Genomic DNA, 26,844 nt, shown 5'->3' with positions numbered 1-26,844 from the left:
GCGTGCGGAGCGAATCAACAGCGGACATGCCGGACCCGAGCCTGCGAGGGCACGGCATGAGCGAGGTGTGCGGAGCGAAACAACAGCGGACATGCCGGACCCGAGCCTGCGAGGGGGCGCAGTGAGCGGCCACGATGTGCAGGCAGACCTGGCGGTGGCGACCGAACTCGCCGACCGGGCCGACGCGATCACTCTCGACCGGTTCGGCGCCCTGGATCTGCGGATCGACACCAAGCCCGACCTGACGCCGGTCACCGATGCCGACGAGGCCGTCGAGGCCGAGCTGCGAGCGGTCTTGTCCCGTGAGCGCCCCGACGACGCGATTGTCGGCGAGGAGTACGGCGGGACCGCCGCGTTCGAGGGCAGGCAGTGGGTGATCGACCCGATCGACGGCACCAAGAACTTCGTCCGCGGCGTGCCGGTGTGGGCGAGCCTGATCGCCCTGCTCGAGGACGGCGTGCCGGTGGTCGGGGTGATCAGCGCCCCCGCTCTCAACCGTCGCTGGTGGGCCGGGCTCGGCCTCGGCGCGTTCGCCAGCGTCGGCGGCGGACCGGCGCGCACGCTGGCGGTTTCGGGTGTGGCCGACCTGGCGTCGGCCAGCCTGTCGTTCTCGAGCCTGTCCGGCTGGGCCGACCTCGGGCTGCGCGAGCAGTTCGTCGAGCTGACCGACGCGGTCTGGCGGGTGCGCGGCTACGGCGACTTCTACTCCTACTGCCTGGTCGCCGAGGGCGCGGTCGACATCGCCGCCGAGCCGGAGGTCAAACTCTGGGACCTGGCTCCGCTGGACATTCTGGTGCGCGAGGCCGGCGGCAGCTTCACGAACCTGGCCGGCCGCCCCGGTCCGCATGGCGGGAATGCCGTCGCCACCAACGGATTGGTGCACGAGGCGACCCTGGCGGCGCTGGCACCGCGCTAGATCGCGTCGAGTCGACGCCGCCCTCCCCACGGTCGGCTGTGAGCTACCCAACACAACCCGGCACCGGAAGAGCTTCCGAGTTCTACCTTACTTTGGAGTAAGATAGCCGTCAGCGAGTTCTGACCAGCACCGCCCACCGTCGACGAGGCTGACGACAATGACGAATACTCTTCCGCACACAACAACGAGCGCCCGGGCCCGCGACAGCGCGGTCGGACAGTTCAAACACAAGCGGTCCTTCACCGACATCGCACTGGCGGTCATCACGCCGGTGGTCGGCCAGGAGTTCCTGGACCGCTACCACCTCAGAGATCCGTTCAACCGCGGCCTGAAATACGGTGTCAAGCAGGCGTTCTCGACCGCCGGAGCGGCCACCAGGCAATTCAAGAAGGTCCAGAGCATCGGTAAGCCGCCGACTCGGCTGAAGACCGGTGGCGCCGACTATTTCGACCTCACTCCCGACGACGACCAGAAGATGATCGTCGCGACGGTCGACGAGTTCGCCGAAGAGATTCTGCGACCGGCCGCCCACGATGCCGACGAGGCGGCGGCCTATCCCCCGGACCTGATCGCCAAGGCCGCGGAGCTGGGCATCACCGCGATCAACATCCCCGAGGACTTCGACGGTATCGCCGAACAACGCACCACCGTCACCAACGCCCTGGTCACCGAGGCACTGGCCTACGGCGACATGGGTCTGGCGCTGCCGATCCTGGCGCCAGGCGGCGTCGCATCGGCACTCACCCATTGGGGCAGCGCCGACCAGCAGGCCACCTATCTCGCCGAGTTCGCGGGTGAGAACGCCCCCCAGGCGTGCGTGGCGATCGCCGAACCCCACGCCCTGTTCGACCCGACCGCCCTCAAGACCACCGCGGTACGCACGCCCAGCGGCTATCGCCTCAACGGCATCAAATCATTGGTTCCCGCCGCCGCTGACGCCGAATTGTTCATCGTCGCAGCACAACTCAACGGCAAGCCGGCGATGTTCATTGTCGAGGCCGCGACCGCCGGGTTGTCGATCAAGGCCGATCCCAGCATGGGCATCCGGGCCGCCGCACTCGGCCAAGTGGAGCTGACCGACGTCTCGGTTCCGCTGTCGGCACGACTCGGCGAGGATGGTGCCACCGACGCGGATTACTCCGAGGCAATTGCGTTGTCCCGCTTGGGCTGGGCCGCATTGGCGGTCGGCACCTCGCACGCCGTGCTCGACTACGTGATCCCCTACGTCAAGGAACGCGAAGCGTTCGGCGAGCCGATCGCGCGCCGTCAGGCGGTGGCGTTCATGTGCGCCAACATCGCGATCGAACTCGACGGGCTGCGCCTGATCACCTGGCGCGGCGCCGCCCGCGCCGAACGCGGCCTGCCGTTCGCCCGCGAGGCTGCGCTGGCCAAGAAGCTGGGCGCTGACAAGGGCATGCAGATCGGCCTGGACGGTGTGCAGCTGCTCGGCGGCCACGGCTTCACCAAGGAACACCCGGTCGAACGCTGGTACCGCGATCTGCGGGCCATCGGCGTCGCCGAAGGTGTTGTCGTCCTGTAGAACTCACGGCCAACGAACGGAAACGAACTGCCATGGCAATCAATCTCGAAATGCCGCGCAAGCTGGAAGCCGTGATCGAAAAGGCCCACCAGGGCGCCGCGGAGATGCTGCGGCCGATCTCGCGCAAGTACGACAAGGCCGAGCACGCCTACCCCGTCGAGCTGGACACGCTGGCCACCCTCTTCGAGGGCATCTCCGAAGCCAATACGATTTCGTTCGCCGGTACGGAGGCCTTCCGCGACAGCGACGCCGGACCCAAGGGAAACATCAACGGCGGCAACATGTCCGCCCTGCTCAATGCACTGGAGATCTCCTGGGGTGACATCGCATTGCTGCTGTCGGTCCCCCGTCAGGGGCTGGGCAACGCCGCGATCTCAGGCGTGGCCACCGACGAGCAGCTGCAGCGGTTGGGCAAAAACGTCTGGGCCGCAATGGCGATCACCGAGCCGTCGTTCGGCTCGGATTCGGCCGCGGTGTCGACCACGGCGGTGCTCGACGGTGACGAGTATGTGATCAACGGCGAGAAGATCTATGTCACGGCGGGTTCGCGCGCCACCCACATCGTGGTGTGGGCGACGTTGGACAAGTCTAAGGGCCGCGCGGCGATCAAATCGTTCATCGTGCCGCGCGATCATCCCGGGGTGACCGTCGAACGCCTCGAGCACAAACTGGGCATCAAGGCCTCCGACACCGCGGCGATCCGGTTCGAGAACGCCCGGATCCCCAAGGAGAATCTGCTCGGCAGCCCGGAGATCGAGGTGGAGAAGGGCTTTGCCGGGGTCATGGAGACCTTCGACAACACCCGCCCCATCGTGGCCGCGATGGCGGTCGGTGTGGCGCGGGCCGCGCTGGAGGAACTGCGCACGATCCTGACCGAGGCCGGCGTGGAGATCTCCTACGACAAGCCCGCCCACGCGCAGAGTGCGGCCGCCGCGGAGTTCCTGCGGATGGAGGCCGACTGGGAGGCCGGTTACCTGCTGACCGTCCGGTCGGCCTGGCAGGCCGACAATGCGATCCCGAACTCCAAGGAAGCGTCGATGGGCAAGGCCAAGGCCGCCCGGGTGGCCAGCGACATCACCCTCAAGGCCGTCGAGATGGCCGGCACCGCCGGCTATTCCGAGCAGACCCTGCTGGAGAAGTGGGCCCGTGACTCCAAGATCCTCGACATCTTCGAAGGCACCCAGCAGATCCAGCAGCTGGTGGTGGCCCGCCGGCTGCTGGGTCTGTCGTCGACCGAGCTGAAGTAGTCAGGCGACCGCGGTCAGCTCGCGCCGGGTCTCGTCGTCGAGTTCGATGTCGGCGACGGCCAGGTTCTCCTCGAGGTGGCCCAGCGACGAAGTGCCCGGGATGAGCAGGACGTTGTCGGCGACACTCAGCGTCCACGCCAGTGCGATCTGCGCTGGCGTGTAGCCGAGCCGGTCGGCGGCACCGGTGACGAGATGGTGGGTCAGCACCGGATTGACCTCGTGGAAGGCCGACCCGAGCGGGAAGAACGGCACGAACGCGATATCGCGGGCGATGCACTCGTCGAGCACCGGTTGCGACGAGCGATCGACGAGGTTGAACGGGTTCTGCACGCAGACGATGTCGGTCATCTCCAACGCGTGCAGCAGTTGTTCATGGCTGACGTTGCTGAGCCCGATACCGCCGATCAGACCCTCGTCGCGGGCGGCGATCATGGCGCCGAGCTGGTCGGTGAACAGGGTATCGGCCTCGTTCTCCATCACCCGCAGGTTGACCGCGGCCAGGTGATCCACCCCGAGGGTGCGCAGGTTCTCCTCGATGCCGGCGCGCAACTCGGCCGGCTGGTTGTAGGGCAGCCAATCGCCCTGGTCATCGCGGCGGGCACCGACCTTGCTCACCAGGGCCAGGTTCTCGGGGTAGGGATGCAACGCCTCCCGGATCAGTTCGTTCGCGACGTCGGGGCCGTAGAACTGCGAGGTGTCGATGTGGTCGACGCCGGCATCGACCGCACGTCGCAGGACCGCCAGCGCCTCGTCGTGGTCGCGCGGCGGCCCGAACACTCCCGGCCCAGGAAGCTGCATGGCGCCGAATCCGACGCGGTGGACGTTGTAGGCGGCCAACGGGAAGCGTGTCATGGGGCCATCCATTCGCATTGTGATCGAATTATTTGATGTCGAACTATCCTGCCCGCACGCTACGCTGCTTGTCAACCAACGGAGGTGAAGCGACATTCCGAAGCCTGCTCACGACAGCGAATCCCGGCAGCGGGCCGCCGAACTCGCCGACGCGTTCGGCCGCGCCGGCAAGACCCTCGTCCGCGCGCTCGACGAGCGACTCGGTGACCACGGGGTGTCTACCCCGCGCTCGAAAGTGCTATTCGAGGTGGACCGCTGCGGTCCGGTCCGGCTCACCGATCTCGCCCGGACGGTCGGCATCACGCAGGGCACCGCCTCCACCCTGGTCGACGCGCTCGTCCGGGACGGTCTCGTCGAACGCTGCGCCGACGATTCCGATCGCCGGGTGACGCTGTTACAGACGACCGCGACGGGCCGGCGCCAGGCGCAGACGTGGGCGGTCGCCTATACCGCGGCGTCGCACGAGTTGTTCGGGGTGCTCTCTGGCGACGAACAGGTGGTCCTCACCGACCTGCTGCACCGGCTGGCAGATTCGGTCGGCGACTGAGCTGATTACGTGCGGTCGCGGCGAGCCCGCCAGTCGCCGATCTCGGACAGGCGTCGTCGCTGCTGGGCCGCTACCCCGGCATCGAGACCCCGGCCACGCTCCTGGAGATGGCCGATGACTCGCTCACGGTGCTCGACGGGGTTGGCGTCGTCGTACTTGAACTTGGCCTCGACGCGCTCGACCGCGAGCCGCACGCCGCGGATGCCCGGCAGCATCCGGCCGTACGGGTCCTCCCCCACGGCCACCTCGGCGTGGCGGCCCTCGGGCTGGAAGTCATCGAGCTGCGCCCGCAAGATGTCGACCTTGCCCTGTGAGTCATCGACAATCGTTGGACGGCAGACGAATTGGACGGACGCGTAGTAGCTCGTCGGCACGCCGTCCTCGTCGGGGCCGCCCGCCTTGGCCCGCCAGTAGGTCGGGATGTAGGCGTAGTCACCGATCACCGCCAGCCGTACCTCGGCGGCGGCCTCCACATGCGGCCACACCGGATTGGGCCGCGCCAGATGGATCAGCAGCTCCTCGCCCGCCACGGTGAAATGGGTGGGCAACAGCAGCGGGGCTTGGCCTGGATCGCGATTGTTGACCGCGAGCACCCCGAATCGGTCAGTCGTCGACAGCCACTCCTGCCACTCGGCGGCATCGAGCGCGGCGTCCCAGGGATGGATGAGCATGTCGGTCTATCGTTCCGGTACCTGCCTCGTCACGCAACAGGTTTGAAGGTGAGGTGCAGTTCGCTCAGGCCGCGCAGCAGGAACGTCGGTTCGTAGCGGTAGTGACGATCCCCGGCGGGTCCGTGCTGTGTCTCGTCGATGGCGATGTCGGTCATGCGATCCAGGAGCCGGTTGAGCGTGACCTTCGCCTCGACGCGGGCCAGCGGCGCACCGGCACAGGTGTGGATGCCGCGGCCGAACGTGATGTGCTCGCGAACGTTCTTGCGGTCCAGCCGGAATTCGTCGGGCCGGTCGAACTTGCGCGGGTCGCGGTTGGCCGCGCCCAGGCACAGCATCAGCACGGTCCCGGCCGGGATGTGCACCCCGCCCAGCGTCGTCGTCCTGCGCGCCAGCCGGAAGTCGACCTTGGTCGGGCTCTCGATGCGCAGCGATTCCTCGATAAAGGTGCCGATCAGGCTGCGATCCGCGCGCAGTGCGTCTTGGAGGTCGGGCCGCTCGGCCAGCACCCGCGCGGACGCGCTGAGCAGTTTGACCACGGTCTCCTGACCGGCGGCGAACAGGAAGGTGGCCTGACGGACGACGTCGACGACGTCCGGCGTCGTACCGTCGGGGTAGGTCGCTGCCGCAAGCGAACTCAGGACGTCGTCGCGTGGCTGCTCGCGTCGCTCGGCGATGTAGCCGGTGAATTTGCCCTCCAGCCACTCCAGCGGATTGACCGCGACGGGAGTGTGGTCGAGGGCGCCGACCGCGCTGCCCGGCTCCTTGCCTGCGCCCAGACTCGCGCGAAACTCCGCACGGTCTTCGGCAGGCACCCCCAGCAGATCGGCGATCACCAACGTGGCGAACGGCTTGGCATACTCACCGAGTAACTCACACGTGCCGTTGCCGATAAACTCGTCGAGCTGCCGGTCGGCCAGCTCCCACATGAAGTCTTCGTTCTCCTTCAGCCGCGCGGGCGTCAGCAGCCGACTCAGCAGGGAGCGGGCGCGCGTGTGCGCCGGCGGGTCCATCGTGACCATCAACTCGTTGATGGGAAAGAGGTGGCGGTGCGCTTCGATCTGCTCGGAGATGTCGTCGCCCTCGGGAATGAACGGCAGCGGCGGGAACGGGCCGCCGATCGCATTCACCGCCGAGAACGTCTCGTAGTCCTTGAACGCGGCGACCGCCTCGTCGTATCCGGTGACCGCGACGACACCGTAATTCGGCTCGCGGAACACCGGGTTCTGCGCCCGCAGGTAGGCGAGATAGTCGTAGGGATCCTGGGCGATGTCCTGATCCGAGAAGTAATCGGCGGCTGCCAAATCGGTCATTCCTGGGGGCCTTTCACGATGCTGATGGCTTGCCGGGGGCAGGCGGCGACGGCGGCCTCGACGTGGGCGCGCAGCTCGTCCGCGGGTGACTGATCGCAGATGGCCTGATCGTCGGCGTCGACGTCGAAGACCTCTGCGGCCAGTTCGACGCACAGGGCGTGGCCCTCGCACAGATTCCGGTCGACCTGCACGCTCCAGCGAGCCGCGGTCATCGAACCCTCCATCGGTTTGACTATTGATCGATCGATCAAATTCTACGATTGGACATGCTTACCATGGCCGGAAATCAGCGGTCAAGAGGCGACCCGGGCGACCGACTAGCCAACTGGCCGACCGCCCTGAGAGGATGGCGACCATGGCGCCGACACCGAAGTCCAAGGACAAAGATGCCGGCGCGCGTGCCCGCCTGATGGAGGCGACCGCTCAGATCATGCTGGAGGAGGGGTACGCCGCCGCCACCTCAAGGCGGGTGGCGACACGCGCCGGAGTGCGATCCGCCCTGGTGTACTACTACTTTCCGACGATGGACGACCTGTTCGTGGCCGTGTTGCGGTCCGGCTCCGAGGCGTCGCTGGCCCGGATGCGCCAAGCGATAACCGCCGAGGAACCGTTGCGAGCGCTGTGGTCGATCAACACCGACCAGCGCTGGACGGGCCTCTACACCGAATTCGTCGCCCTGGCCAACCACCGCAAGGCCATCAGCGCTGAGCTCAAGTCGTACGCCGAGCGGGTGCGTGACATCGAAACTGCCGCTGCAACAGTCGCTCTGCGCGCACACGGCTTCGACCTGAACGAATATCCGCCCGTGGCAATCTCGATGCTCGTGGCGCAGATTGCGCGCAGTCTGTGCAACGAAAGCGCGATCGGGATGACCGAGGGACACGAACAAATGCGTGAACTGGTCGACCGGTTCTTGAATCGGTTCGCTGCCACGCAGCAGGCACCGGCTACTTGAGCATGCTCCCGGCGTCCACCGTCATCGGCAGACCGGTGACGTAGCGCGCCTCGTCAGAAGCCAAGAACAGCACCGCATTACTGATGTCGACCGGCTCGACCCAGCCGATCGGCAGCACGTGCATCATCTGGGCGACCACCGCCATATCGTCAGGGCCCGGGTTCTCCAGATCCGGACGGAACAGCTTCATGGTGCCCTCATTCATGAACAGCGGGGTGTTGACGTTGGTGGGATGCACCGAGTTCACCCGGATGAAATGCTGGCCGAGCTCGACGGCGAAGGTCCGCATCAGACCGACCACGCCGTGCTTGGCGGCTATGTAGTGACCGGTGTGCGGATACGCCTTCAGCCCGCCGACCGAGCTGGTCAGAATGATCGAACCGCCGCGACCGGCAGAAATTAGATGGGGTACAGCGGCTTTGACGGTCTTCCAGACACCGGAGAGGTTCACGTCGATCATGTCGGTCCAGTCCGCCTCGCTGGTGTGGTCCAGCGTCTGTCCGCCGTTGCCGATACCGGCGTTGGCCACGATGATGTCGAGTCGCCCCAGTTGTTCGACACCACTGTCAACTGCCGCCTTGAGCGCGTCGTAGTCGCGCACGTCGACCTCCGCGGTCACGATCCGGCGGTTGAGACCCTTCACCAGGTCGGCGGTCTCGGCCAGGTCGTCGGGCGTGGGTGCGGGGATGTCCTCGTTGCTGCTGATGCGCTTGCACACATCGACGGCGATGATGTCGGCGCCCTCCTGCGCCAGCCGAACCGCGTGGCTGCGGCCCTGCCCCCGGGCCGCACCGGTGATGAACGCGACCTTGCCCTCGACTCGTCCAGTCATGAAAATCCTCGTCTCCGAATGAACTCGACGCGTACCGCGCCTGACCACCACACCGCGATCAAATTTGATCGATCGATAAAACACTGTCGCAGGCGCACCCTCGCGTGTCAACCGCCATCGGCGGTCAGGGCATCCCGATCCGGATGTTCTTGACCTGAAGGAACTCGTGCAGTCCCTCGAGTCCACCGGTGCGGCCGAAGCCGCTCTGCTTGTAGCCGCCGTACGGACCCTGCGGCGACATGTCGCTGTACGTGTTGACCCAGACCGAGCCCGACTCCAGCCGCCGGGCCACCCCGTGGGCCCGGGCGAGGTCGCGGGTGTGCACGAAAGCGTTGAGCCCATAGGCATTGTCGTTGGCGATGGCGACGGCCTCGTCGGCGTCGCCGAATCTGATCACCGACACCACCGGACCGAAAGTCTCGAGCTGCGCCAGCTCGCAGGCATTGTCGACGTCGCCGAACACCGTCGGCTCGATGTAAAACCCGTCGGCCAGCGCACCGCCGATCCGCCTGCCACCGGTGAGCAACTGCCCGCTCTCCCGCGCCGCGGCGTCGTCGACCACCGCCAGGATGCGATCGGCGGCTGCCGCACTGATCACCGGCCCAAACGTGACAGTGGGGTCGAGTGGATCCCCGATCGACGCTGCCGCAATGCGGGCGAGGAAGGCCTCCAGAAACTCCTCATACACGCTGTCCTGCAAGAGAATCCGGCTGGCGCAGGCACAACTCTGCCCGGACTGCATCAGCGGTCCCTGATGCGCGGCCAGCGAGGCGGCGGACGCCAGGTCCGCATCGGCGAAGACGATGTTCGCGGACTTGCCGCCCAACTCCGCCACCACGGGTGTCAGGTTGGTCGTCGCCGCGGCGATCACCTTGCGGGCGGTCACCCCGCCACCGGTGAAGTGCACCTTGCGGATGCCCGGGTGCCGGGCCAGCGCGTCTCCGCCCTCGGCGCCGGCGGGGACCACGTTGACCAGTCCGGGTGGCAGCCCGGCTTGCAGACACAGCTCGCCGAATCGCAGTGCCGCCAGGGGTGCCAGTTCGGACGGCTTGAACACGACGGCATTTCCGGCGGCCAGCGCCGGAGCCAGGCCGGACGCGGCGACGGCCAGCGCACCGTTCCACGGGGCGATCACGGCGACCACGCCATAGGGCTCGCGTTCGATCAGGTTGATGTCGAAGGACCCGTTGACGGGGCTGCTCGTCCCGTGTGGCTTGTCGACGTAGCCGGCGTAATGGCGCAGGAATCGTTCCAGCAGCAGCGCGGTCCCGGCGAATGAAATCGGCACGGCATAGTCGCGAACGTTGAGTTCGGCAAGCTCGTGGAGGTGCTCGTGCACCAGGTCGGCGAGGTCGATGAGCAGATCCCGCCGCCGGTCCACCGTCAACGACATCCAGTGCCGGTGCGCCTGCCAGGCGGCGGCGACAGCACGATCGATCTCCGGCGGACCGGCCAGTGCGACAACAGCGTTCACCTGCCCGGTCGCCGGATAAACGTGATCGTGGGTACCCGCCGAGGAACGAGTGATTCGCTCGTCGCCGATCAGCAGTCCCGCGACGGTGGTCACGGCGCGCCGGCCTCGACGCGCCATTCCTCGAGCACGCGCTGACTCTGTTCAGCGATGACCTGATCGAGATGCGACGCCTTGGGCCAGCCGTAGTACGCAGCGAAATGCAATGCCAGCTCCGCCATCTCGCCGAAGGAGACATCGCGGCTCTTCAGGGCGGCATAGACATGGCTGACGATCGGTATCACCGTGTCCTGCAAAGCCACACACGCCACCGTGATCAGCCGGCGTTCCTTCATCCCCAGTCCGGGACGAAGCCACATCTCACCGAAGACGAAGTTCAGGATTCCCGCTCCGGAGTACGGATTGTCCCGGGACGGCGCGAACGGTATGCAGTTGATGTCCTTGAACGACTGCTCACCGACCAGCAGGCGCCCTTCCGGGCTGGTCGGGGTGATCAGCGGCAGCAACGGCTCCGGCGGTGGTAGGCGCTGCCCGCGGTCGCGATGGATCCGCTCCCATTGCTCGTCGACGACCATGTTGAACAGCGACGCCTTGGGCCATCCCGCGTAAACAGCGAAATGCAGGACCGCTTCCCGGATCTCGCCGACGGAGAGGTCACCACTGTTGAGTGCGGCATACACGTGGTCACGCAGCGGCGCCTCGGCGTCGGCGGCTGCCACACAGGCCAGCGTGACGAACCGTCGGTCGCGGCGGCTCAACCCCGGACGCGACCAGATCTCGCCGTACACAAAATCGATCAGTCCGGTGACCACCGGTGAGTCGTCTTCAGGCGCAGGGAATGTCATCACCTCGGCGAACGCCCGCCTGCCGCGCTCGCGCCGCTCGCTGTCGCTCATCGGATGGTGACCCCGGCGTCGACCTTGAGCTCGGTGCCGGTCACGTAGCGAGATTCGTCGGAGACGAGATAGAGGACCGCGTTGCTGATGTCGATCGGTTCGGCCATCACGATCGGCAGCGCATTGACAAACAGCGGTACCAGGTCGGGCCGGCGCTCACCGAGCACCTCGTGCAGGGACTCCGGCCGCATGCCGGTCTCCACGCCAGTCGGGTGGACGGTGTTGACCCGGACATTCACCGCGGCAAGCTCGTTGGCCAGCGCCCGGCTCAGCCCGACGACACCGTGTTTGGAGGCGGTGTACGGAGTGTGCAGCGGCGTCCCCTTCAGCCCGGCCGCCGAGCTGATGTTGACCAGGCTCCCGCCGTGGGAGACCAGGTGCGGCAGCGCCGCCGCGCAGGTGTTCCAGGTGCCGATGAGGTTGACGTCCAGCACCGTTCGCCACTGCTCGGGCGTGGTCATGTCCCAGCTTCCGACGGTGAGCACCCCGGCGTTGGCGACTGCCGCGTTCAGCCCGCCGAGCCGCTCGACGCCGTCGTCGACGGCCGCCGCGAGGGCCGCGGCGTCTCGCACGTCGACGACGTGGGTGACGGCGCGCCGCCCGTGGCCTTCCACCAGCCGGGCCGTCTCCTGCAGGTCCTCGCGGGAGGCAAGCGGATACTCCACCTCCGGCAACGACCGGCAGATGTCGACCAGAATGAGGTCGGCGCCTTCTTCCGCCAGTCGCACCGCGTGACTACGGCCCATTCCGCGGGCCGCTCCGGTGACCAGAACTCGCTTGCCGGCCACCCGTCCTGTCGTCTCGGTCATCAGACTCCTAGAGCTTGTTGCAGAAGCCGGCGTCGACCGGGAAGGTCACCCCGGTGACGAATTTCGCCTCGTCGCTGACGAGGTAGGCGATCGCGGCGCTGATGTCCTCGGGCTCGAGCATGTCCACCGGCAGGGGATTCTGCAGGTGTGGACCCCCGTCGGGGTAGTTCTGCAGGAACTCGACCATCGCCGGGTTGACGGCCATCATGGTGCGCACCGCGGTCGGGTGAACCGAGTTGACCCGAATACTGTGCGGGGCAAGCGCGTTGGACAGGGTTCGCATGAGGCCGACGACACCGTGTTTGGACGCCGCGTAGCCCAGTCCCCCGCCCAGAAGTCCACCGAAGCCGCGCAGACCCGCGGTCGAACTGGTGAACACGATCGACCCGCCCCGCTGCCCGGCGATCAGATGTCCGATCGCGGCCTTGGCGGTGTGAAAGGCGCCGACGAGGTTCACGTTGACGACGTCGGTCCACTGTTCCAGTTCTTCGTCGATGGTCAGCTCACGGAACGTCATCGTGGCGATGCCTGCGTTGGCGCACACAATGTCGAGTCGGCCGAACTGCTCGACCCCGCGGTCGAGCGCGGATTTCACCGCATGGAAGTCGCGGACATCGGCGACCGCGGCAATCATCTTGGCGCCCTTGGCCTCGACGAGCGCGACGGTTTCGTCGAGTTCGGCCCGGCTGGCCATCGGGTAGCCGTTCGACGCGATGTCCGCGCAGATGTCCACGCCGATGATGTCGGCGCCGTCAGCGGCCAGCCGAACCGCATGGCTGCGCCCCTGGCCGCGGGCCACCCCGGTGATGAATGCGACTTTGCCGTCCAAAGAGCCCATCGATACCGCCTTCGCGTCGCCGGTTTCCTCGCGCAGTAACCGTGTTACTGCGGTAAAGTAACCCGGTTACTCTCGACATGGCAAGGGGTTTGGTCGAATCGTGGTCAACGACGGCAGCGCGACGGGCGCCGCGGTGGACAGCCGCGACCGGGTGATCGACGTCGTGGTCGACATCCTCGAGTCCCAGGGATACGACGCGGTCCAACTCCGCGAGGTCGCACGACGCTCGCGGACCTCACTGACCACGATCTACAAGCGCTACCCCACCCGGGACAGCCTGATCCTCGCCGCGCTCGAGGCCTGGATGGACGAGCATCGCTACGCCGGGCTCGCCGAGCTGGCGCCCCGCCCCGGCGAATCTCTGCATGACGGGCTCATGCGCGTGTTCCGCACCATCTTCGAGCCCTGGGAACGCCATCCCGGAATGCTGCAGGCCTACTTCCGTTCTCGCTCGGCACCCGGCGGCGACCGCCTGGTGAACCGGGGATTCGACGTCGTCGCGTCGACCACGATGAACGTGCTGGCCGGCGTCGACCGATCGTTCGTCGACGATCTCGACTCGATCCTGACGAGCCTGGTCTACGGGCTGTCCGGGCGCTTCGCCGCCGGCGAGATCGCGATCACCGACATTCTGCCCACCATCGAGCGCACCGTGCGGTGGTTGACGGTCGGCTACGAGGCATCTCGCCGGTGATCGACCGGCGGACGCTACGGTCTTGGCTATGGATTCCTTCTCAGCACTGCTGGCACGTCAGGACGGCGATCAGATCACCGCTGCGATCGAGACTCTCGACGCCGCCGAACTGCCGCCCGGCGACGTCACGATCCGGGTCGCCTATTCCAGTGTCAACTACAAGGACGCGCTGGCGCTGACCCCGCGTGGCGGGGTCGTGCGGCAGTACCCGATCGTGCCCGGCATCGACCTGACCGGCGAGGTCGTGGATTCCCAGTCCCCCGAATTCGCCGTGGGCGACCTGGTTTTGGCGCACGGGTACGACATCGGCACCGGACATCACGGCGGGTACGGCGAATACGTGCGGCTGCCTGCCGAGCAGGTTGTCGCGCTGGGTGCGCTCACTCCGCGGGAAGGCGCAGCGATCGGTACCGCAGGATTCACCGCCGCGATGAGCGTCGAGGCGTTGGTCGCCCACGGCATCACCCCGCAGGACGGTCCGATCGTGGTGACCGGTGCGACCGGCGGCGTCGGATCGGTCAGCGTCGACATCCTGGCCGCGGCCGGGTACGAGGTGGTGGCATCCACCGGCAAGCCCGAAGCCGAAGAGCACCTCAAGGCGCTGGGGGCCGCGCAGGTCATCGGCCGCCTGCCCGAAGACCCTGATGCCAAACCGCGTCCGCTGGGCAAGACGCGCTGGGCCGGGGCGGTCGACTGCGTCGGCGGCGCCACGCTGGCCGACGTCATCAGCACGCTGAAATACGGCGGTGCGGTTGCGGCCAGCGGCCTGACCGGCGGACCCGGCCTCAACACCACGGTGATGCCGTTCATCCTGCGCGGCGTCGCACTGCTGGGCATCGACTCGGTACAGCTGCCGATCGGCCCGCGCCGCGCGCTGTGGGAGCGTCTGGGCGGCGACCTGAAGCCCCGCCACCTGACCGACGTCACCCACGAAGTCGATGTCAAGGATGTCGTCGGAGTCATCGACCAGGTGCGGGCCGGAAAGTACTCCGGCCGGGCGGTGGTCCGGGTCACCGGCGGCTTCTGACCCGACACACGAAAGCGGGCCGTCGGCGCAATGCCGGCGGCCCGCTTTGACGTGAACTGCTAGGCGGCGCCCAGGTACTTCTGCAGGTCGGGCTTCATCGCCTGAAGCTCGCGACCCCAGTAGGCCCAGTTGTGGGTGCCGTTGTCGGGGAAGTTGAACACACCGTTCTTACCGCCCGCGGCGAGGTAGTTGTCGCGGAAGGTGATGTTGGTGCGGATGGTCAGGCCTTCGAGGAAGGTGGCCGGCAGGTCGCCGCCGCCCAGCTCGTTGGGCTGGCCGTTACCGCAGTAGATCCAGATGCGGGTGTTGTTGGCGACGATCTTGGGGATCTGGACCATCGGGTCGTTGCGCTTCCAACCGCTGTTCGGATCCTGGGTCGGACCCCACATGTCGTTGGCCTTGAAGCCGCCGGCGTCACCCATCGAGATGTTGATCAGGAACGGCCACGAGCCCTCGGAGGGGTTCAGGAAGCCGGACATCGACCCCGCGTAGATGAACTGCTCGGGGTGGTACACCGACAGGATCAGCGAGGCCGAACCCGCCATCGACAGACCGATCGCGGCGCTGCCGGTGGGCTTGACGTCGCGGTTGGCTGCCAGCCACTGCGGCAGCTCGGAGGTCAGGAACGTCTCCCACTTGTAGGTCTGGCAACCGGTCTTGCTGCAGGCCGGCGAATACCAGTCGGCGTAGAAGCTGGACTGGCCACCGACCGGCATGACGATCGACAGACCGGACTGGTAGTACCACTCGAACGCCTGGGTGTTGATGTCCCAGCCGTTGAAGTCGTCCTGGGCGCGCAGGCCGTCGAGCAGGTAGACCGCAGGAGAGTTGGGGCCGCCGCTCTGGAATTGGATCTTGATGTCATGGCCCATCGACGGCGACGGGACCATGAGGTACTCCACCGGAAGGCCGGGGCGCGAGAACGCGCCCGCAGTTGCCGACCCGCCGACAAGGCCGATCAGGCCCGGGAGGGCCGCCGTGACGATTGCGGCGACCGCGAATCGGCGCGGCCATCCGCGCACCTTGTCAAACAAGGACTTCACAAATCCACCCAGCTTTCTATTACCCCGGTACTCGGATTGCAGCCTTGAGTAAAACATGCCGTCTCGAACCTGTGAAAGTCCGCCACGTTACCCAGCCCCGGATCGGGCCTTGTCAGCGGGTCAAACAAAAACTAATGTCACTTTTAGTTTTTCGCCTGCCCGTACTTCGACGCCGATCTCGGGAGATTCCATGGAATCCTTCACTCACCTGCGCAAAGGCACGACCCCGCGGCGTCCGCACGCCGACCTCGACGGCCTCAAGGACGACGAATTGGGCCGTGGTGGCTTCACCGGCCGAACCGCCAACATGTACCGCCGCAACGATCCGACCACATTTCGGGCGAGTGGGCCGTTACGGCCGCTGGATGTGTTGTCCAGTGAGCTCAAACCGAGCGATGCGACCGACCCCGCCGGGGCGCCGCTGCTGCTGTTCTCCAACGCCGACTGCCGCATCTCACTGAGCCGGCGCACGGCGGCGATGCCTTTCTATGTCCGCTACATCGACGGCGACCTGCTCTGCTTCGTCCACCAGGGCTCGGGCCGCCTGGAGACCGAGTTCGGTCCGCTGACCTACCGCACCGGCGACTGGATCTACCTGCCGAAAGCGTGCACGTGGCGCCAGACGCCCGACTCCGACAGCACCTGGCTGATCATCGAGGCCGCCGACGAGTTCCGGGTGCCACCGGCCGGCCCACTCGGCCGGCACTGGCCCTTCGACCCGTCTCAGGCGGTCATCCCCGACCCGGCTCCCCTCGACGACGGCGACGGGCCGCACCACGACGGTGAATATGAGGTACGGCTGTATCACCGGCCGATCGACGCTGTCGAGACGACGACGCTGGTGTATCCGCACAATCCGCTCGACGTAGTGGGCTGGCGCGGCGACAACTACGCGTTCACCTTCAACGTGGCCGACTACAACGTGATCACGTCCGACAGCGTGCACCTGCCACCGATGGTCCATCTCTTCATGGAGGCGACCGGCGTCTACGTGTGCAACTTCCTGCCCAAACCGGCCGAATCGGTGCCGGGCACCGAACGCACCCCCTGGTATCACCGCAATGTCGACTACGACGAGATCGCGTTCTTCCACGGCGGCTCGCTCTACGGCATCCCGATGCCGCCCGGACTGATCAGCCACGCCCCGCAGGGGGTACACCACGGCGCACCCGAGAAGGCGCGCGAACGCGCTCGCCGCAAATTCGACGAGTACAGCAGCGTGGACTGGCAGGTGATCGCGATCGACACCCGAAAGCGCCTGGTCCCGTCCGCGGACGTCCTCGCCAACGACCTCGGCCAGCACTGATGGTCACGCCGGTCAAGCGGGCTTACGAGCGCATCCCGTACCTGATTGCCTACCAGAACAATTCGGCCGTGCGCGACGTCTACGGCGGGGTGGCCGAGCTGGTCGTGCTGGAGAGCTACCTGCTGAAGCCGACGACGCCGTCGGACACCGGAGCCGCCGGGCCGGCGACATCGGACACCGTGCTGGTGTTCATGCACCCGATCGGCGGCGGCGCGTATCTGCCGATGATCAATGCGCTGGCCCGCGCCGGTCACCACGTCATCTACTGCAACAGCCGCTTCCGTGGCACGGACTCCGGGCTGCTGATGGAGAAGGTGGTCGAGGATCTTGGCGAGTGCATCAAGGACGCCAAGCACCGGCTGGGCTACTCCAAGGTCGTGCTGGCCGGCTGGAGCGGCGGCGGGTCGCTGTCGGTGTTCTACCAGCAGCAGGCGCAGCACCCAACGATCACGGCCAGCCCGTCCGGCGACGGCCCGGATCTGACCACGCTGGGCCTGATCCCCGCCGACGGGATCATGTTGCTGGCCGCGCACATCAGCAGACACGGCACGATGACCGAGTGGATGGACGCCTCGATCCTCGACGAGAGCGACCCGACCAAACGCGATCCCGAACTCGACCTGTACAACCCGGACAATCCGAACCAACCGCCCTACACGCAGGAGTTCCTGGAGCGCTATCACGCCGCGCAGATCGCCCGCAACCGGCGAATTACGGCGTGGGTCAAAGAGAAGCTCGCCGAGCTGAAGGCTGCCGGAAGGCCCGATGACGAGTTCTGTTTCGTCGTGCACGGCACCATGGCCGACCCGCGCTGGCTCGACCCGACGGTCGATCCCAACGAACGCGCACCCGGCACCTGCTACCTGGGTGACCCGCAGGTGGTCAACATGAGCCCTGTCGGGCTGGCACGGTTCTGCACCCTGCGCAGTTGGCTGTCACAGTGGAGTTATGACGACGCCAATGGGGACGCCGTGAAGGCCGGCCCCGACATCGCGATTCCCGCGCTGGTGATCGGCAACCTCGCCGATGACGCGTGCACGCCCAGCCACACCCGCCGGCTGTTCGAGGCGATCGGGCACCCCGACAAGGAGATGCACGAGATCCCCGGCGCCAACCACTACTACTCTGGCCCCGACCAGAAGGAGACGCTGCGCCAGGCGGTGGCGATCGTCACCGACTGGCTGGTTCGGCACGACTTCGCGAAGGCGGACTAGGTGACACCAACAGGTTCGCTCGACGGCATTCGGGTGATCGAGGTCGGCACCCTGATCTCGGGACCGTTCGCCGGCCGCCTGCTCGGCGACATGGGCGCCGAAGTGATCAAGATCGAACCGCCCGGCGCCCCCGATCCCCTGCGCACCTGGGGTCAAGCCGAACTCGAGGGCCATCACTTCTTCTGGACGGTGCACGCCCGGAACAAGAAAGCCATCACCCTCAACCTGCGCGAATCTCGTGGCCGCGACCTGTTTCTCGATCTGGTGGAACGCTCCGACATCATCGTGGAGAACTTCCGGCCCGGCACCCTGGAGAAGTGGGACCTCGGCTATGACGTTCTGCGCGAACGCAACCGGGGCATCATCCTGGTGCGAGTATCCGGGTACGGCCAGACCGGCCCGGAGGCCAAGAAGGCCGGCTATGCCTCGGTGGCCGAGGCCGCCAGCGGGCTGCGGCACATGAACGGTTTTCCCGGCGGCCCCCCGCCACGGCTGGCCCTGTCGCTCGGCGACAGCCTGGCCGGGATGTTCGCCGCGCAGGGCGCACTGGCGGCGTTGTACCGGCGCACCGTCACCGGCGAGGGACAGGTCGTCGACGCGGCACTGACCGAATCCTGTCTGGCGGTGCAGGAATCGACGATTCCGGACTACGACATCGGTGGCGTGGTCCGCGGACCGTCGGGCACCCGGCTGGAAGGCATCGCACCGTCGAACATCTATCGCAGCGCCGACGGCAGCTGGGTGGTGATCGCCGCCAACCAGGACACGGTGTTTCGCCGGTTGTGCGCGGCGATGGGTCAGCCCGAACTCGCCGACGACGAGCGATTTGTCAATCACGTTGCCCGGGGCCGTAATCAGGACGAGCTCGACGCGATCATCGGCGACTGGGCCGCCGCCCGCGAACCCGATGACATCATCGCCACCTTGAGCGAAGCCGGTGTGATCAGCGGCCCGATCAACACCGTCGCCGAGGTCGTCACCGACCCCCAGTTGCTCTCCCGCGGGATGATCGCCGACCACTGGGACGAACGGATCGGCCGAAATGTCAAGGGGCCGGGCGTGGTTCCAGTGCTCTCGGAGTCGCCCGGCACCATCCGGTCGGCCGGGTCCGCCCGCCCCGGTCAGCACAACACCGAGGTCTACTCGGGCCTGCTGGGCCTGACCGGCGGCGAGATCGCCGACCTCGAGTCCGCGGGGGTGCTGTGAGCCGGCTGCCCGACCATGTCACGATCCGCGAGGTCGCCCTGCGCGACGGCCTGCAGATCGAAGACCCGATTCCGTTGTCGGCCAAGCTGGAACTGCTCGATGCCATCGCCGCGACCGGGGTTCGCGAAGTGGAGGCGACGGCGTTCGTCTCGCCGTCGAAGGTTCCGGCATTGGCCGACGCGCCCGAGTTGGCCGCCCGCCTCGGCGACTATCCCGACATCGAGTTCTCCGCACTGGTGGCCAGCCCCAACGGTGCCAGGCGCGCGATCGCGGCCGGCCTGCGCTCGCTGGAGTACGTGGTGTCGGCGGCCGACGGGCACAGCCGGGCCAACGTCGGGCGCAGTAGCGCGGAGGCCACCGCGCAGATCGCCGAGATCGTGGCGATCGCCCACGACGCGGACGTGACCGTCGAGGTGATCATCGCCACCGCCTGGGACTGCCCGTTCGACGGGCCGACCCCACCGCATCGCGTGCTCCAGATCGTCGACGCCGCATGCGAATTCGGTGCCGACCGGCTGGCGATCGCCGACACGATCGGCACCACGACCCCGGGGCGGGTCACCGCACTGATCGATCAGGTGGCACCGCGCATCGGCGACCTGCCGTTGGGCGCCCATTTCCACAACACCCGCGGGGCCGGCTTGGCCAGCGCCTACGCCGCGGTGACGGCCGGTGTGAGCAGGCTCGACTCGTCGGTCGGCGGGCTGGGTGGTTGCCCGTTCGCGCCGGGTGCCAGCGGCAACATCGCCACCGAAGACCTGGTCTATCTGTTGCGCGACAGCGGCATCGGTGTGGACGTCGACCTCGACACCGCGATCCGCGCCGCCGCCGTCGCACAATCGGCCGTCGGCCATCCGCTGCCCAGCGCGCTGCTGCGCGCCGGCGACCGGATCCGGGACTGAGCGGACGCCGCCCCTCATGGACTCGACCCGGGTGGATCGATGGTTGTGGGCGGTGCGGCTGACCAAAACCCGTCCCGACGCGGCCGCGGCGTGCCGGGGCGGGCACGTGCGGGTCAACGACCGGGTGGCCAAGCCCTCGACGACGGTCTCCCCCGGCGACGTGGTTCGGGCCCTGGTGGGCGACACGACGCGGGTCGTGGAGGTGGTGCGGGCGATACCGAAGCGGGTCGGCGCGGTCGACGCCGCGACCTGCTATCTGGACCGCACTCCCGCGCCGCCCAAGATTCCGGTGATACCGGTGGCGGCTCGCGAGCGCGGCGCGGGTCGTCCGACCAAGCGCGAACGCCGGGCGCTGGACAGGTGGCGCGCGGGCCTGCGATGACCCGCCGGGCTCACTTGCTCAGCGTGAACTGACAGACGTCGGTATAGCGGTTACGGAACAAGTCAGCGCAGCCGGTGAGGTACTTCATGTAGCGGTCGTAGACCTCTTCGGACTGGATCGCGATGGCCTCGTCGCGGCGGGACTCGAGGGCCGCTGCCCACAGGTCGAGCGTCTTGGCGTAGTGCTGCTCGAGCGACTGGATCCGATCGACGGTGAAACCGGCCTTGCCGGACAGTTCTTGAACCAGACCCCGGGTCGGCAGGTGGCCGCCGGGGAAGATCTCCACCGAGATGAACTTGAAGAACCGCAGCATGCTCATCGTGATGGGCAGCCCGCGCGCCTCCATCTCGGCCCTCGGGATCTGCATGATGGAGTGCAGCATCATCACGCCGTCGGCGGGCAGCACGTCGTAGGCGAAGTCGAAGAATGCGGGATAGCGGTCTGCGCCGAAGTGTTCGAAAGCGCCGATCGACACGATGCGGTCCACCGGCTCGGAGAACTGCTCCCAGCCCTGGAGCAGCACCCGGCGGCTGCGCGGGGTGTCCATCTCGGCGAAGGACCGTTCGACGTGAGCCTGCTGATTGCGGCTCAGCGTGAGCCCGACGACGTTCACGTCGTACTTTTCGATCGCCCGGCGCATCGTTGCGCCCCAGCCGCAGCCGACGTCGAGCAGGGTCATACCGGGCTGCAGGCCGAGTTTGCCGAGCGACAGGTCGATCTTCGCCAGCTGCGCTTCCTGCAACGTCATGTCGTCGCGTTCGAAGTACGCGCAGCTGTACGTCTGCGTCGGATCGAGGAAGAGCCGGAAGAACTCGTCAGACAGGTCGTAGTGCGACTGGACGTCTTCGAAGTGCGGCTTCAGGACAGGTGCGGTGCTCGCTGGTTGTGACAAGGGAATAGCCTTCGACGTGTGCTGTGATTTTGCGCAGCTCCAGTCTGTTCAAGAGCCTCCCCAACCCGCGTTCAAGCTTACGCACCGATGTCAAGAACGGCGCCCCGACGCGGCCGTCGGGTGCGTTGCACCAGGTCAACACGAATTCTCAGGGAGCGCCGCGCTCTTGAAAACCGGCGAAACAAAAAGTAACGTCAGCTTTAGTTTTGCACCGGCAAGCACGGGGGCCAACCTATGGAACCGTCCAGCCGTCCGCCGATCGCGGACGGGGCCAGCGACGGCCCGCGCGCATTGAGCTCCAAAGGCAGACAGACCCGCCGGGCGATCGAAGACGCAGCTCGTAAGCTCTTCGCCGAGCGGGGATTTCACGGCACCACCCTGGTGGATATCACCGCGGCCGTCGGCCGATCGCCCGCGGTGTTCTACCGCTACTTCGATGACAAGGAAGATCTGCTGGCGGCGCTGGCCGACTCCTTTCTGCACGATGTCGTCCTGCCGTCCGGCCTGCGCTTGCATCTTCCCGAGTCCCCGGACGACACAAGCTTTTTCGTCACCGTCGTGACCGCATACTGGGAGATGTTCAAACAGAACATCGGCATCATGGTCGCCGTCGACCAACTTGCCGCCACCGAACCCCGGTTCGCCGCGCTGCAGAATCAGTTCCGCCAGTTCGGTATCGACATCGTCACCGCATCGGTGCGCCGGGCCCAGGACCATGGCTATGCCGCCGGCCTGCAGCCCGAGCACACCGCCCTGGCGATCGCGCTGCTGTTCGAACAGTTCACCACCGTGTGCCTGCGCCCGGACAGCGCGGGCTTGGGCCTGCGACTCACCGATGGCGAGGCCGTCACTACCCTGTCCACCATTTGGAAGAAAACGCTCTACGGCTTCTGATGTGATTGGAGATCAACGTGGATTTCACCCTGCCCGACCATCTTCCGGCGCTGCTGGCCGAGATGGACGCCTTCATCGAGGCCGAGATCAAACCGCTTGAGCGCGAACACATGCAGTACTTCGACGAGCGCCGCGAATTCGCCCGCACCGATGTCGAAAACGGCGGCATCCCCCGCCGCGAATGGGAGGACCTGCTCGACGAGATGCGCCGCCGGGCCGACAAGGCCGGCTGGCTGCGCTACGGGCTTCCGTCGAAGTTCGGCGGACGCGACGGCACCAACCTGGACATGGCCGTCATCCGGGAACATCTGGCGCACAAGGGCCTCGGGCTGCACAACGACCTGCAGGACGAGTCGTCGATCGTCGGCAACTTCCCGCAGGTCATCATGATGGACCGGTTCGGCACCGACGAGCAGAAGAGCGAGTGGATCGAAGCGATGCTGACCGGCACGCGCTCGATGGCGTTCGGCCTCACCGAACCCGACCACGGCTCGGACGCCACCTGGCTGGAGACCCGCGCCGAACGCGACGGCGACGACTGGGTGATCAACGGCTCCAAACGCTGGAACACCGGGGTGCACCGAGCCACCCACGATCTGGTGTTCGCCCGCACCTCCGGCGAGCCCGGCCAAGCCCGCGGCATCACCGCGTTCCTGGTCCCGTGCGACGCCAAGGGCTTCGAGGTGCCGTTCTACTGGTGGACGTTCAACATGCCCACCGACCACGCCGAGGTCGAACTCCGCGATGTGCGAGTACCGGCCGACGCCGTCCTCGGCGAACTCGACCACGGCCTGGAGGTGGCCCAGACCTTCCTGCACGAGAACAGGATTCGCCAGGCAGCCAGCAGCCTGGGCGCCGCCCAGCACTGCATCGATCGCGCTGTGGAGTATGCGGGTAAGCGGGTGACGTTCGGCAAGCCGCTGTCGGTCAACCAGGCGGTCCAGTGGCCGCTGGTGGAGCTGCAGACCGAGGCCCAGATGGTGCGGCTGCTGGTCCGCTATGCCGCGTGGGAACTCGACCGCAACCACCACCTGGAAGTGTCCGACAAGGTGTCGATGGCCAACTACCGCGCCAACCGCCTGGTATGCGACGCGGCCGACCGGGCCATGCAGGTGCACGGTGGTGTCGGCTACAGCCGCCATGAGCCCTTCGAACACATCTATCGCCATCACCGCCGCTACCGAATCACCGAGGGCGCCGAGGAGATCCAAATGCGCCGGGTCGCTCAGCGGATGTTCAAGTTCGGCAAGCCGGCCCGCTGACGTGACCGCAGAGACGCTGTCCGACGATCTGGCCCAGGTGCTGCGACCGCTGCTGGGTGCGGCCACCGAGATCGACAACCTGCGCGCGCTCACCGGCGGAGCCAGCCGCACCACGTGGGCGTTCGACGCGGTGACCGGGTCGACCCGGCGCCCCCTGATCCTGCGAACCGGCCAGCCCGACGACCTGCACGCCGGAATGGAGTTGGAGGCGGCCGTTCAGACCGCCGCCGCGGCGGCCGGTGCGCCGGTTCCCGACGTACTGATCGCCTCCGATTCTGTTGACGCACTGGGCAATCCGTTCTTGATCTGCGGTGCGATCGCCGGCGAGACCATCGTGCGCCGCATCCAACGCCAACTCGACGACGACGGTAGGGCCGCGCTGTTGCGGCAGTGCGCGCAGGCGCTGGCCGCGATCCACCGCTCCGCCGCCGACGCCCCCGGCCTGGCCGCGCACGACGACGTGGCACAGTGGCGGCAACAGCTGGATGAAATGAGGGACACCACAGCGACATTCGAATGGGCATTTCGATGGCTGGCCGCACACCGGCCGCCACCGTCTCCCCCGCGACTGGTGCACGGTGACTTCCGGATGGGCAACCTGATCGTGGACGGCTCGAACCTGGCTGCCGTACTGGACTGGGAGCTGGTCCACATCGGCGAGATCTATGAGGACCTGGCCTGGTTCTGCATCCGGGCCTGGCGGTTCGGCGCACCGTCCGGCATGGCCGCCGGCGGGCTCGGCAGTATCGACGAGTTCGTCGCGGCCTACGAAGCCGCCGGCGGAGCACCCGTCGACCGCGAGGCGCTGCGCTGGTGGCTCGTGGTGGCCACCCTGCGCTGGGGGGTGATCTGCCGGTTCCAGGCCGAACGTCACCTGTCCGGCCAGACCCGATCGGTCGAGCTCGCCGCGATCGGGCGCCGGGTCTGCGAGACCGAATGGGACCTTCTGGACCTGCTGGAGGGAGCGTCATGACCGGCCTGACCGGGCGGCCCACCGCCGCTGAGCTGGTCGCGGCCGCGGCCGAGTTCCTGGAAGGAGAGGTCCGCGCCAACACCACCGGGTCGGTCAACTTCCACGCCCTCGTCGCGGCCAACGCGTTGCGCATCGTCGAGCGCGAATTGCTCGACGACAGCACCGCCGAGCCGCTGGCCGCGCTGGCCGGGCTCGGCTACCTCGACGAGGACGCACTGGCTGCGGCGATCCGCGCCGGTGAACTCGACAACCGCGCCGACGACGTCATGGGATGTCTGCGGACACTGGTCCGCCATCGGCTGGCCATCGCCCACCCCGGATACGACCGACCCGACGGAGAGCACCGCTGATGGCCGCCGAGAACCGGATCCGCGCTGCCGCCGACCAGTTGTTCGCCGCGATCACCGCCGGGGACGTCGCCGCCGTGAGCGCGCAGTGGTCCGACGACATCACCGTATGGCGGCAAGGCGGCGGCCGCGAACGCGACAAGGCGCGGGCGCTGAAGGTCATCGACTGGTTCGTCAGCGTGACCAGCGACCGGCGCTACGAGATACTCGACCGGCACGTCTTCGACGGCGGCTTCGTTCAGCAGCACATCCTGCACTGCACCACCGGCACCGGTGAGACATTGGCTCTGCGGGTATGCCTGGTGGTGCAACTAGGAGAAGACGACCTCATCCGGCGCATCGACGAATACCTCGATCCGGCCGAGCTGTCCCCACTGCTGCCCTGAGGGGTGTGGGAAAGGAGATCCATGTCCGACCTGCAGGCTGTAGTCGGCAATCCCGACGCCGCCGGGCGTTGGCAACTGGCGCCCGAGCGATCCTCGGTGCGGTTCAAGAACAAGACGTTCTGGGGCCTGCTCACCGTCACCGGCGAGTTCACCGACGTGCGCGGCCAGGGCCAGCTCGCCCCGGACGACTCGGTGTCCGGTGAGCTGGAGATCCGGGCCGGGTCGTTGACCACCGGGATCAAGAAGCGCGACGAGCACCTGCGCTCGGCCGACTTCTTCGACGTCGACCAGCACCCCGACATCCGCGTCGAGGTGAGCGCACTGGAGCCCACCGGCCCGGACACCGCCAACCTCACCGCCACGATCAGCGTTCGGGGCATCACCCGGCCGCTTCCGCTGCCGGCCAGGATCACCACGCTGGGCGACGGCTCGGTGCAGCTGACCACCACGGCGACGATCGACCGCACCACGCTGGGGGTCAGCGGCAACATGATCGGGATGATGCCGGTGATGACCACATTGATCGCCGACGTCGTCTTCGCCAAAGCGTGATTTCGGCGNNNNGCCGAAATCGCCATTGGCCCAGTAGCATCGGCTCCGTGCCCCGCCCGGATGCGCCATCCCTGCACGTGCTGGTCTACAGCAGCAATGCGCGCACCCGGGAACAGGTCCGCCTGGCGCTGGGCAAGCGCGTCCATCCGGAACTGCCGGAGCTGACTTATACCGACGTGGCGACCGGACCCATGGTGATCCAACTGATGGACGCCGGCGGCTTCGATCTGGTGATCCTCGACGGCGAAGCGGCACCGGTCGGCGGCATGGGCATTGCCAAACAACTCAAAGACGAGATCGACGACTGCCCGCCGGTGCTGGTGCTGACCGGCCGTGCCGACGATGCCTGGCTGGCCAACTGGTCGCGAGCCGAGGCTGCGGTGCCGCACCCGATCGACCCGATCCGGCTCGGCGAGGCGGTCGTAGATTTGCTGCGCATGCCAGCGCAGTGACGTAAACGCCAAATACGCTGGCGCCCTTGCCCTCTCGGATGGAGACGGGCCGCGCTCAGCTCTTCGAGTCATCCTAACGAAATCGCGACAGCGGGACTCAAGATCGCTAGGCTGTGTCGTAGCTCACATCTCCAGCCCAAGCGAGGAGTGACACAGCCACATGAGTCTCTACACACCCATCTTGGTGTTGGGCGTTATTGCGGCGGGTTTTGCGGTGGTGTCGGTGGTGATTGCGTTGGTGGTGGGGCCGCGGCGGTTCAATCGGGCCAAGTTGGAGGCCTATGAGTGTGGGATCGAGCCGGTGGTTGGGGAGCCGGTGGGTCAGCGGTTTCCGATCAAGTATTACCTGACGGCGATGTTGTTCATCGTGTTCGACATCGAGATCGTGTTTTTGTATCCGTGGGCGGTGTCGTTTGATGCGTTGGGGA

Annotated in this window: 31 protein-coding genes; 20 read left to right on the top strand and 11 right to left on the bottom strand. The window is 67.0% G+C overall.

Translation table 11 applies throughout. The features are described 5' to 3' along the window. The first annotated feature begins 91 nt into the window (after window positions 1-91). The 3 genes from hisN (at window position 92) to MSZK_RS11395 (ending at window position 3,703) form a co-directional block, all read left to right on the top strand. Window positions 92-916, top strand: coding sequence for a histidinol-phosphatase (hisN, locus tag MSZK_RS11405; RefSeq protein WP_099247839.1), 825 nt, complete (start codon window positions 92-94; stop codon window positions 914-916). 157 nt (window positions 917-1,073) lie between these two features. Beyond that, window positions 1,074-2,456 carry an acyl-CoA dehydrogenase family protein gene (locus tag MSZK_RS11400; RefSeq protein ID WP_099247837.1) on the top strand — a complete coding sequence of 461 codons (1,383 nt, stop codon included), beginning with the start codon at window positions 1,074-1,076 and terminating at the stop codon, window positions 2,454-2,456. 32 nt (window positions 2,457-2,488) lie between these two features. Next, window positions 2,489-3,703 (top strand): acyl-CoA dehydrogenase family protein, encoded by a 1,215-nt coding sequence (locus tag MSZK_RS11395; RefSeq protein ID WP_099247835.1) that lies wholly within the window; start codon window positions 2,489-2,491, stop codon window positions 3,701-3,703. On the opposite strand, the gene MSZK_RS11390 is transcribed toward MSZK_RS11395, so the two are convergent. After that, a complete protein-coding gene (locus MSZK_RS11390; RefSeq protein WP_099247833.1) occupies window positions 3,704-4,555 on the bottom strand; it encodes an oxidoreductase in 852 nt (283 codons plus the stop codon). Between the two features lie 214 nt (window positions 4,556-4,769). On the opposite strand from MSZK_RS11390, the gene MSZK_RS11385 reads away from it, so the two are divergent. Then, window positions 4,770-5,102: a MarR family winged helix-turn-helix transcriptional regulator gene (locus MSZK_RS11385; RefSeq protein WP_233211235.1), complete on the top strand. Its 333-nt coding sequence runs from the start codon at window positions 4,770-4,772 to the stop codon at window positions 5,100-5,102. 5 nt (window positions 5,103-5,107) lie between these two features. On the opposite strand, the gene MSZK_RS11380 is transcribed toward MSZK_RS11385, so the two are convergent. The 3 genes from MSZK_RS11380 to MSZK_RS11370 are packed head-to-tail and all read right to left on the bottom strand — an operon-like array spanning window position 5,108 to window position 7,295. After that, on the bottom strand, window positions 5,108-5,773 hold the full coding sequence (locus MSZK_RS11380; RefSeq protein WP_099247829.1) for an FMN-binding negative transcriptional regulator: 666 nt from the start codon (window positions 5,771-5,773) through the stop codon (window positions 5,108-5,110). 29 nt (window positions 5,774-5,802) lie between these two features. Then, complete coding sequence (locus MSZK_RS11375; RefSeq protein WP_099247827.1) at window positions 5,803-7,083, bottom strand: cytochrome P450; 1,281 nt, start codon at window positions 7,081-7,083, stop codon at window positions 5,803-5,805. Further along, complete coding sequence (locus MSZK_RS11370; RefSeq protein ID WP_099247997.1) at window positions 7,080-7,295, bottom strand: ferredoxin; 216 nt, start codon at window positions 7,293-7,295, stop codon at window positions 7,080-7,082. Before MSZK_RS11370 ends, MSZK_RS11375 begins: the two co-directional genes overlap by 4 nt. Before the next feature lie 143 nt (window positions 7,296-7,438). Between MSZK_RS11370 and MSZK_RS11365 the strand changes: the two genes are divergently transcribed. Then, window positions 7,439-8,038 carry a TetR/AcrR family transcriptional regulator gene (locus MSZK_RS11365; protein WP_099247995.1) on the top strand — a complete coding sequence of 200 codons (600 nt, stop codon included), beginning with the start codon at window positions 7,439-7,441 and terminating at the stop codon, window positions 8,036-8,038. Here the strand turns inward: MSZK_RS11365 and MSZK_RS11360 are convergent. The 5 genes from MSZK_RS11360 to MSZK_RS11340 form a co-directional block, all read right to left on the bottom strand. Continuing rightward, window positions 8,031-8,870, bottom strand: a complete 840-nt coding sequence (locus MSZK_RS11360) for a mycofactocin-coupled SDR family oxidoreductase (protein WP_099247825.1) — start codon at window positions 8,868-8,870, stop codon at window positions 8,031-8,033. The two genes, MSZK_RS11365 and MSZK_RS11360, sit on opposite strands and share 8 nt — an antisense overlap. Before the next feature lie 124 nt (window positions 8,871-8,994). Next, entirely contained in the window at window positions 8,995-10,461 is a 1,467-nt protein-coding gene (locus tag MSZK_RS11355; RefSeq protein ID WP_099247823.1) for an aldehyde dehydrogenase, read from the bottom strand. After that, on the bottom strand, window positions 10,434-11,237 hold the full coding sequence (locus MSZK_RS11350; protein WP_099247821.1) for a carboxymuconolactone decarboxylase family protein: 804 nt from the start codon (window positions 11,235-11,237) through the stop codon (window positions 10,434-10,436). The genes MSZK_RS11355 and MSZK_RS11350 overlap by 28 nt, the downstream gene beginning before the upstream one ends. After that, the gene (locus MSZK_RS11345; RefSeq protein ID WP_099247819.1) at window positions 11,234-12,046 is read right to left on the bottom strand and encodes a mycofactocin-coupled SDR family oxidoreductase; all 813 of its coding nucleotides are present in this window, start codon (window positions 12,044-12,046) and stop codon (window positions 11,234-11,236) included. Before MSZK_RS11345 ends, MSZK_RS11350 begins: the two co-directional genes overlap by 4 nt. Window positions 12,047-12,053: 7 nt before the next feature. Next, window positions 12,054-12,884, bottom strand: coding sequence for a mycofactocin-coupled SDR family oxidoreductase (locus MSZK_RS11340; RefSeq protein WP_099247817.1), 831 nt, complete (start codon window positions 12,882-12,884; stop codon window positions 12,054-12,056). 100 nt (window positions 12,885-12,984) lie between these two features. Here MSZK_RS11340 and MSZK_RS11335 point away from each other — a divergent pair, with 100 nt between their 5' ends. After that, entirely contained in the window at window positions 12,985-13,578 is a 594-nt protein-coding gene (locus MSZK_RS11335) for a TetR family transcriptional regulator (protein ID WP_233211234.1), read from the top strand. A 28-nt stretch (window positions 13,579-13,606) separates the two neighbouring features. Next, window positions 13,607-14,605 carry an oxidoreductase gene (locus MSZK_RS11330; RefSeq protein WP_099247815.1) on the top strand — a complete coding sequence of 333 codons (999 nt, stop codon included), beginning with the start codon at window positions 13,607-13,609 and terminating at the stop codon, window positions 14,603-14,605. Between the two features lie 59 nt (window positions 14,606-14,664). Here the strand turns inward: MSZK_RS11330 and MSZK_RS11325 are convergent, their stop codons facing one another. Further along, window positions 14,665-15,648 carry an esterase family protein gene (locus MSZK_RS11325; protein ID WP_199203296.1) on the bottom strand — a complete coding sequence of 328 codons (984 nt, stop codon included), beginning with the start codon at window positions 15,646-15,648 and terminating at the stop codon, window positions 14,665-14,667. Window positions 15,649-15,838: 190 nt separating this feature from the next. Here MSZK_RS11325 and MSZK_RS11320 point away from each other — a divergent pair, with 190 nt between their 5' ends. Genes MSZK_RS11320 through MSZK_RS11300 form a run of 5 tightly spaced genes read left to right on the top strand, consistent with a single transcriptional unit; the run spans window position 15,839 to window position 20,658 of the window. Next, entirely contained in the window at window positions 15,839-16,954 is a 1,116-nt protein-coding gene (locus tag MSZK_RS11320) for a homogentisate 1,2-dioxygenase (protein ID WP_099247813.1), read from the top strand. Then, entirely contained in the window at window positions 16,954-18,168 is a 1,215-nt protein-coding gene (locus MSZK_RS11315) for an alpha/beta fold hydrolase (RefSeq protein ID WP_099247811.1), read from the top strand. The genes MSZK_RS11320 and MSZK_RS11315 overlap by 1 nt, the downstream gene beginning before the upstream one ends. Then, the gene (locus MSZK_RS11310; RefSeq protein WP_099247809.1) at window positions 18,169-19,374 is read left to right on the top strand and encodes a CaiB/BaiF CoA-transferase family protein; all 1,206 of its coding nucleotides are present in this window, start codon (window positions 18,169-18,171) and stop codon (window positions 19,372-19,374) included. Then, window positions 19,371-20,276, top strand: coding sequence for a hydroxymethylglutaryl-CoA lyase (locus MSZK_RS11305; RefSeq protein WP_099247807.1), 906 nt, complete (start codon window positions 19,371-19,373; stop codon window positions 20,274-20,276). The genes MSZK_RS11310 and MSZK_RS11305 overlap by 4 nt, the downstream gene beginning before the upstream one ends. Before the next feature lie 16 nt (window positions 20,277-20,292). After that, window positions 20,293-20,658, top strand: coding sequence for an RNA-binding S4 domain-containing protein (locus MSZK_RS11300; RefSeq protein WP_099247805.1), 366 nt, complete (start codon window positions 20,293-20,295; stop codon window positions 20,656-20,658). 10 nt (window positions 20,659-20,668) lie between these two features. Here the strand turns inward: MSZK_RS11300 and MSZK_RS11295 are convergent, their stop codons facing one another. Continuing rightward, window positions 20,669-21,550 carry a cyclopropane mycolic acid synthase family methyltransferase gene (locus MSZK_RS11295; RefSeq protein ID WP_199203295.1) on the bottom strand — a complete coding sequence of 294 codons (882 nt, stop codon included), beginning with the start codon at window positions 21,548-21,550 and terminating at the stop codon, window positions 20,669-20,671. Between the two features lie 234 nt (window positions 21,551-21,784). Here MSZK_RS11295 and MSZK_RS11290 point away from each other — a divergent pair, with 234 nt between their 5' ends. The 8 genes from MSZK_RS11290 to ndhC form a co-directional block, all read left to right on the top strand. Continuing rightward, on the top strand, window positions 21,785-22,444 hold the full coding sequence (locus MSZK_RS11290) for a TetR/AcrR family transcriptional regulator (RefSeq protein WP_099247803.1): 660 nt from the start codon (window positions 21,785-21,787) through the stop codon (window positions 22,442-22,444). 17 nt (window positions 22,445-22,461) lie between these two features. Then, window positions 22,462-23,706, top strand: a complete 1,245-nt coding sequence (locus tag MSZK_RS11285; protein WP_099247987.1) for an acyl-CoA dehydrogenase family protein — start codon at window positions 22,462-22,464, stop codon at window positions 23,704-23,706. A 1-nt stretch (window position 23,707) separates the two neighbouring features. Next, window positions 23,708-24,679 (top strand): phosphotransferase family protein, encoded by a 972-nt coding sequence (locus MSZK_RS11280; protein WP_099247801.1) that lies wholly within the window; start codon window positions 23,708-23,710, stop codon window positions 24,677-24,679. Beyond that, the gene (locus tag MSZK_RS11275; protein ID WP_099247799.1) at window positions 24,676-25,029 is read left to right on the top strand and encodes a DUF6285 domain-containing protein; all 354 of its coding nucleotides are present in this window, start codon (window positions 24,676-24,678) and stop codon (window positions 25,027-25,029) included. The genes MSZK_RS11280 and MSZK_RS11275 overlap by 4 nt, the downstream gene beginning before the upstream one ends. Beyond that, complete coding sequence (locus MSZK_RS11270; RefSeq protein WP_099247797.1) at window positions 25,029-25,412, top strand: nuclear transport factor 2 family protein; 384 nt, start codon at window positions 25,029-25,031, stop codon at window positions 25,410-25,412. The genes MSZK_RS11275 and MSZK_RS11270 overlap by 1 nt, the downstream gene beginning before the upstream one ends. Before the next feature lie 21 nt (window positions 25,413-25,433). Continuing rightward, a complete protein-coding gene (locus MSZK_RS11265) occupies window positions 25,434-25,964 on the top strand; it encodes a YceI family protein (protein ID WP_099247795.1) in 531 nt (176 codons plus the stop codon). A gap of 47 nt (window positions 25,965-26,011) precedes the next feature. After that, window positions 26,012-26,416 (top strand): hypothetical protein, encoded by a 405-nt coding sequence (locus tag MSZK_RS11260; protein ID WP_233211233.1) that lies wholly within the window; start codon window positions 26,012-26,014, stop codon window positions 26,414-26,416. 160 nt (window positions 26,417-26,576) lie between these two features. Further along, on the top strand, window positions 26,577-26,844 hold a 268-nt coding region (ndhC, locus tag MSZK_RS11255; protein WP_099247983.1), incomplete at its 3' end, for an NADH-quinone oxidoreductase subunit A.

This window comes from Mycobacterium sp. shizuoka-1, assembly GCF_002723835.1.
In the GTDB taxonomy this organism is placed as follows: Bacteria; Actinomycetota; Actinomycetes; order Mycobacteriales; family Mycobacteriaceae; genus Mycobacterium.
This window is presented reverse-complemented; position numbering and strand designations above follow the sequence as displayed.